The 6844-nt window shown below is 67.2% G+C and carries 5 protein-coding genes; all 5 read right to left on the bottom strand.

Features of this window, described 5'->3' with window-relative positions; all coding sequences use genetic code 11:
* On the bottom strand, positions 1-393 hold a 393-nt coding region (locus tag Q0H50_RS07660), incomplete at its 3' end, for an MBL fold metallo-hydrolase (protein ID WP_294421067.1).
* 5 nt (positions 394-398) lie between these two features.
* Positions 399-1322: a signal recognition particle-docking protein FtsY gene (gene ftsY / locus Q0H50_RS07655; RefSeq protein ID WP_294421065.1), complete on the bottom strand. Its 924-nt coding sequence runs from the start codon at positions 1320-1322 to the stop codon at positions 399-401.
* Positions 1323-1597: 275 nt separating this feature from the next.
* Positions 1598-5167: a chromosome segregation protein SMC gene (gene smc / locus Q0H50_RS07650; protein ID WP_294421064.1), complete on the bottom strand. Its 3570-nt coding sequence runs from the start codon at positions 5165-5167 to the stop codon at positions 1598-1600.
* Between the two features lie 3 nt (positions 5168-5170).
* A complete protein-coding gene (gene rnc, locus Q0H50_RS07645; protein WP_366936650.1) occupies positions 5171-6016 on the bottom strand; it encodes a ribonuclease III in 846 nt (281 codons plus the stop codon).
* Positions 6017-6093: 77 nt separating this feature from the next.
* Positions 6094-6844: phosphate acyltransferase PlsX (gene plsX / locus Q0H50_RS07640; RefSeq protein ID WP_294421059.1), on the bottom strand; the 751-nt coding region annotated here is incomplete at its 5' end.

Raw genomic sequence — 6844 nt, 5'->3', positions numbered from 1 at the left:
GGACAGGGCCACGCCCTGCTGGCGATACGTCCGCGTGAGCGCATCGATGAACACGCCGGTGCGCGTGACGCGCGCCTCGCCCAGCTCGACGCCGCCCACGAAAAGCGGGGCGCCCTCGGGGACCACGCGATCGATCAGGCCGGCATGGTCCAGGTGGAAGTGCGTGAGGAACCACTTGGCGCGGCCGCGGTCCACGCCCAGCTCATCGAGCGCGTCCGACAGCACCTTCGCGCCCTCGTCGGAAGGCGCGCCGGTATCCACCACAAGCGCCTCGCCCTGGTCCATGATGACGTAGCAATTGGTGGCGGAGGTGGAGATGTTCTCGAAGGGCACCTGCACGAGATACACGTCGGGCGCGTGGTACACCTGCTGTATGCAAGCCGAGGTATCCATGGCGGTTACGCTTGACGCTGGTCGAACGCGCCGACGAGGGCGCGGGCGAAATCGTGGGCGTCGAAGTCGCGCAGGTCGTCAAGGCCCTCGCCCACGCCGATCTTGATGATGGGCAGCTCAAGCTCGTGGCTCACCGCCAGCGCGATGCCGCCCTTGGCCGTGCCGTCGAGCTTCGTGACGATGAGCGCGTCCAGCTCGAGCTCGCGGTTGAACTCGCGCGCCTGCTGCAAGCCGTTCTGGCCGGTGGTGGCGTCGATGACGAGCACGATGTAGACGGGCAGCTTCGAGCGCTTGCGCACCACGTTGACCACCTTCGCCAGCTCGCGCATGAGGTCTGCGGAGGTGTGAAGACGCCCGGCGGTGTCGATGAGCACCAAATCGGCGTCTTCGGCCTCGGCGCGCTCGATGGTGTCGTAGCACACGCTTGCCGGGTCGGCGCCGCGCTCGCGCGTGACCATTTCCACGTCGGCGCGTTTCGCCCACACCTCGAGCTGCTCGATGGCAGCGGCGCGGAACGTGTCGGCGCTGCCCAGGATGACCTTGCGGCCCGCGTCGTGCGCTTCCTTGGACAGCTTGCCCACCGTGGTGGTCTTGCCCGTGCCGTTGATGCCGACGAACAGCACGCACGCCGGGTCGCCGCCGAGGATCTCCTGACCGCCTTCGGTGAACGTGTCGGCGATCTGGTCGTTAAGCATGTCGAGCACGGCATAGGCGTCGGGAAGCGCCTTGCGCGTGGCCTGGTCGCGCAGGTTCTCCACGATGTCGCACGCCGCCGCGCCGCCGATGTCGGCCAGGATGAGCGTTTCCTCCAGGCCGTCCCAGAACTCCTCATCAAGGTCGGGACCGCGATCGAGGAGGACGTTCATCTCCTCCTTGAACCTGTCGCGAGAACGTTGCAGCCCCTGGCTGATGCGGTCGAAAAATCCCATGTTGCTCCCCTTGTGTCGCAAACCGTCGCATAGTGCGCGATGCCCGGCGGCCCCGTGGGCCGATCGCATTCCAGAAAGCCGACCTGAGCTCGGTCGGCCGGCTGCGAACATACCCGGCAGACGAGCTTGCGGGTAGGCGCATCGCGCGTTTGATTCGTGAAGAAGTATACCCTGCTGCCGCGCCCTCGGCATCCCAAGCAGCCGGCGAACACGAATTACACGGGGAAGGCCCCGGTTACAACCGGTAACCGGGGCCTTCCAGCGCGATGTCTTCCCTATTCCGCGTATTTCAGGGCGTGATCGAGCTTCTGGCTAATCACCTTGGTGACGCCGTCGGATTGCATGGACACGCCGAACAGCACGTCGGACATCTCCATGGTGCGGCGCTGGTGCGTGATCATGATGAGCTGCGTGTCATTGCGGATGGACTGCAGGTACGCCGTGAGCCTGCGCAGATTGCTGTCGTCGAGCGCCGCCTCCACCTCGTCGAGGATGTAAAACGGCGCGCTGCGGATGCGGTAAACCGCGAACAGCAGCGCAAGCGCCGTGAGCGACTTCTCGCCGCCGGACATGAGCATCATCTTCGTGATGCGCTTGCCCGCCGGCTGCGCGCTGACCTCCACGCCGGTGTTTTCCAGGTCATCGGGATCGGTGAGGATGAGCTCGGCCGAGCCGCCCGGGAACAAGTTGGCGAAGATGCTGCGGAAGTTGTCGTTGACCGCGTTGAACGTGCTGACGAAGTCGTCTTTCATGCGTGCATCGATGACGCGGACGATCTTGGCCAAGCTGCGCCGCGCGCCATCGAGGTCGGCCAGCTGGGCCGCCAGGTAATCGTAGCGGCTGCGCAGCTGCTCGTACTCCTGGGCGGCGTCGGGGTTGATGGCGCCCATGTTCGCGATGCGGCGGCGCAGCTTGAACGCGTTCTCCTCGGCAGCGCCGCGGTCGTCAAGCTCCGGAAGCGCAAGCGCCGTCTCGAGCGGCACGCCCATATCCTGCACGATGGAGTTGACGGCGGCGTCGACGCGCACCTCCAGGCGCCCCTTCTCCACACGGGCGGCGGACAGACGGGCGTTGACGTCGTCGTAGGCGTCATGGGCCGCCTTGGCCTGCTCGCGTGCGGCGGTGACCTGCGCATGCAGGCCGGCAGAAGAATCTTGCGCCTGCTGGGCCCGCTGCTCAAGGTCGTGCGTCCAGCGGCGGGCGCTGGCGGTGAGCTCCTCGAACACCGCCAGAAGCGGCGCGATGCGCTGCTGCGCCACGATCTTGCGCGCCAGCTGGCTTTTCAACTCGTCCTCGGCGGCGTCCACCGCGGCCACGTCGCGGCCGCGGGCGTCCACGATGCGCGCGGTATAGGTGTCGCGTTCGCGCAGCGTGGCAGCCGAGAGCTTCGCCTCCGACAAGCCGTCACGCAGCTGCGCCGCCTCCTTGCGAAGCGGCACCACCTTGGCTTCAAGCTCCTCAGTGCGCACGGCACGGGCTTGGGCCGCTTGCGCAAGCTCGGCCAGCTGCGCCTCAAGCTTGTCGACGTTGGGGCGCGCCTCGGCGACCGTCTTATCCGCCTGCTGGCGCTGGCGCTCCACGTCGGCGAACTCGCGGCGCGTGGACGCGAGCGCATCGGCGGCGCGCTTGGCCTCGGCCGACGCCGCCTGCGCGGCGCCTCGGCGCTCGGCCAGCTGCTGGGAGAGCTGCAGGCTTTCGGCCTGGGCGGCGCGCAACGCCTCCTCGGCTTGGCGCTCGACCTGTTCGGCTTCCTTATGCTGTTCGGATGCGGCGTAAAGCGATGAGCGCAGCTCATCGAGCTGGCGCGCGCGGGCCAAGGCGCCCTCGGCGCCAGCGTCGACCGTGCCCACCGTCAGCTTGCCGCTGGGCCAGGCGATGCACCCGTCGGCGGCCACGAAGCGCATGGGGGCAGCCGCCCCATCCTGCATGCGCGCCGCCTGAGCCTGACGCGCCGCTTCGAAGGTCTCGCATACCACCACGTCGCCGAGCAGCGCCTCCACCGTGGAAGCTGCCTGCTCGGGATACTCCAGCAGATCCACAAGCGCCGTGCCGCCGCAGGCCTGCGCGGCCTGGCGCGCGGGAGCGCCGGGGCGCATGCCGCCGGCGGGAAGCAGCGACACCTGGCCGTCACGGCCGCTTTCCAGCACGTTGCCCGCAAGGCCCGCCGCCGCGTCGACCGAAGGGGCCATAAGCGCCTCGGCGTCGCCGGAGAGCAGATGCTCCACAAGCGCCTCGAAGCCCTGCGGCGCGCGCACGGCGCGGGCCAAGGGCTCGAGCTGCTGACCGGAGATGCGCGCGTGCTCGATGAGCCACGCACGGGCGGGGCCCGCCGCGGCAGACGCACGCTCGACCTCTTCGAGCGCCGAGATACGGCTTTCCAGCGAGGTGACCTGGCGATGAGCCTCATCGAGCGCGGCGCGGACGGCGTCGCGCTCCTTGATGGCGGCGGCAACGGAGGCGCGCGCCTGCGATTCGGCTTGCTGGGCATCATCGAGCGAACGTTGGGCGTTCGCACGGGCGTCCTCGAGCTTTTGAGCCTGCTCCTCGGCATGGCCGAGCGCCAGCTCGAGCTCCTTGGCACGACCCTCCACCAGCTTGGCATGCGCCAAGCCGTTGGCCAGCGCCTCCTGCGTCTGCGACAGACGGCGCCGCGCGTCCTCGGAAGCGCGATCGTCGGCGCGGCCCTGGCGCTTGAGATCCTCAAGCTCATCTTCTACGCTGCGACGCGCCTGAGCGTTCTCGCGACGGGAGGCGTCAAGGCGCTCGACGGCCGCCTGCGCGGCGGCAAGGTCGCGGCGCACCGCCTCGAGCTGCGCCGCCGCCTGCTCGCGCTCGGCCACGGCCTCGGCGCGCTTGGCGCGGCCCGATTCCAGCTTCACGCGCACATCTGCCTCAAGGCCCTGCGCCCCGCGGCGCTTCTCGTGCAGCAGCAGCACGGCGCCGTCGAAGCGTTCGACGGCCGACGACGCGCGCTGATAGCTGCGCGACAGGTCGCCTGCGTTCTGGGTTTGCTTGCGAATCTGCTCCTGCAGCGCCTCGGCGGCGGCTTCGGCCGTGGAGATGTCCTGATGACGGGCCTGAAGGTCCTCCACCAGCTGATGTTCACCGGCGCAGGCCGCATCCCAGCTTTGCCGCAAACAGCGCAGGTCGTCGACGGCCAACGCAAGGCTGACATCGGTAAGCTGCCCGGAAAGCTCCTGGTAGGCGCGGGCCTTCTTCGCCTTGCGCTCGAGCGGGCCGAGCTGGCGGCCCACCTCGCCCGCCACATCGCGCACGCGCGCGAGCGTAGCGTCCATGGAGGCAAGCTTGCGCTCGCTTTTCGCCTTGCGCTGCTTGTGCTTGAGCACGCCGGCGGCCTCCTCGATGAGCGCGCGGCGGTCCTCAGGCTTGGATTGCAAGATGGAGTCCAGGCTGCCCTGGCCGATGATGGAATGCGTTCCGGTGCCCAGACCGGAATCGTGCAGGATGTCGAGCACGTCCATGCGGCGCGCGACGCTGCCGTTGATGAGGTACTCGCTCTCGCCGCTGCGATACATGCGGCGCGTGATGGAAACCTCGTCGAAGTCGACCGGCAGCTTGCCGTCGGAGTTGTCGAGCACCAGCTCAACCTCGGCAAGGCCCGTGGCCTTTCGGGCCGACGAGCCTGCGAAGATGACGTCTTCCATAGCCTGACCGCGCAGGTGCTTGGCGTTGCGCTCGCCGAGCACCCACAACACGGCATCGGATATGTTGGATTTGCCGGAGCCGTTCGGTCCCACCACGGCGGTGATGCCCGGCTCCAGGGAAAGCGCGCTTCTGTCGGCGAACGATTTGAAGCCCTTGAGCACGAGCGACTTCAAGTACATACGCTAGCCCTGCTTCATGCTCTTATGCAGTTCGCGCTCATGCTTCTTGCGAGCCTTCTCCTCGGCGCGCGCAGCGGCCTTCTCGGCCTTGGCCTGCTTGGCCGCGGCGGCCTTCTCGGCGCGGGCCTGCTCGTCCATGCCCAAACCGAAAAACTCGCCGAGACGCGCCAACGTGGACTTCGCCGCCTGGCTCTCCGCTTCCTTCTTCGTGCGGCCCGTGCCGCGCGCCAAGCCCTGATTGCCTGCGAACACCTGGGCCACGAACGTGCGGTCATGCGGCGGGCCCTGCGTCTCCACCAGCTTGTAGGTGGGCGTGATGCCGTCTTCCTGCAGGCGCTCCTGCAGCGCGCTTTTCGGGTTTTCCGGTTCAAGCGCCATCTCCTCGGACATGCGCGGGATAAGCGTGCGATTGATGAAGTCGCGCGCAGCCTCCACGCCGCCGTCCAGGTACAATGCGGCCACCACGGCCTCGTAGACGTTTTCAAGCGCCGAATGCAGGCCGCGCTTGCCCGTGCCCGTCTCAGAGGAGCCGAACACGATGATGTCGGCGAAGCCGAGGCCGGACGCCACATCCGACAGGCTTGCGCCCGACACGAGCGCCACCTTGATGCGCGTCAGACCGCCTTCATCGAGCTCGTGGAAGCGCTCGAAGGCCACGTCCGCGACGATGGCGCCCAGAATGGAGTCGCCCAGAAACTCCAGGCGCTCATAGGAATACTTCACCGCACGGCCTTCGGTGGCCGACGGGTGCGTGATGGCGGACAAGATGAGCTGCTTGTTGGAAAACGAGTAGCCCAGGACCTCCTCCGCCCTTTGCAGTTTTGAGGCTTGTTCATCTGTTAAGGTCATGCAACCTCCGAAACCGGTATGAATGAGAATCGACGATGATGCGACCATACCGCAATCAGCGGCTGGTTCATATGGTGCTACTTGATTGTATCCGAGCCGTTTCCAGCCTGGGCCATGTGCTGAATTATTTCAGAAACGCCCTGACGCACCACGCGCGCCGTGGTAAGGACGCCGTTTTCGATGGCAACCGCGCCCGAGCTTCCGTGCCCGACGATGCAGGCCCCCTTCACGCCGAGAAGCGGGGCGCCGCCATAGGTGTCGGGCGACACCTGGCTTTTCAGGCCCTTCAGCCCGTCTTTGACGCACAGGGCACCGATCTTGCCCTTCGTGGTGGACATCATGGCGTCCTTGATGGCGCCGAAGAGCACCTTCGAGGCACCCTCGATGGTTTTCAGGCACACGTTGCCCGTGAACCCGTCGGTGACCACCACCTCGTACTGCGCGCCGAGCACGTCGCGCCCCTCGCAGTTCCCCGCGAAGTTGGGCAGGCGCTTGGCCATGAGCTGATGGGCCTCCTGGGCAAGGGCGTTGCCCTTGGTGTCCTCCTCGCCGATGTTGAGAAGCGCGGCCTTGGGCGACTCGTAGCCCAAGATCTTCTGCGCATACACGCTGCCCATCTGGGCGAACTGCACCAGGTACTCGGGCTTGCAATCGGCATTGGCGCCGACGTCGCACAGCACGATGGGGCGGACGGGGCTTGGGACCACCGTTGCCAGGCACGGGCGCGAGATGCCCTTGATGCGCCCCATGACAAGCGTTGCAGCCGCCAAGCAGGCGCCTGTGGAGCCGGCGGAGAAAAAGCCCTGGGCCTGGCCTTCCTTGACCAGA

The organism is uncultured Senegalimassilia sp., assembly GCF_934632265.1.
In the GTDB taxonomy this organism is placed as follows: domain Bacteria; phylum Actinomycetota; class Coriobacteriia; order Coriobacteriales; family Eggerthellaceae; genus Senegalimassilia.
This window is presented reverse-complemented; position numbering and strand designations above follow the sequence as displayed.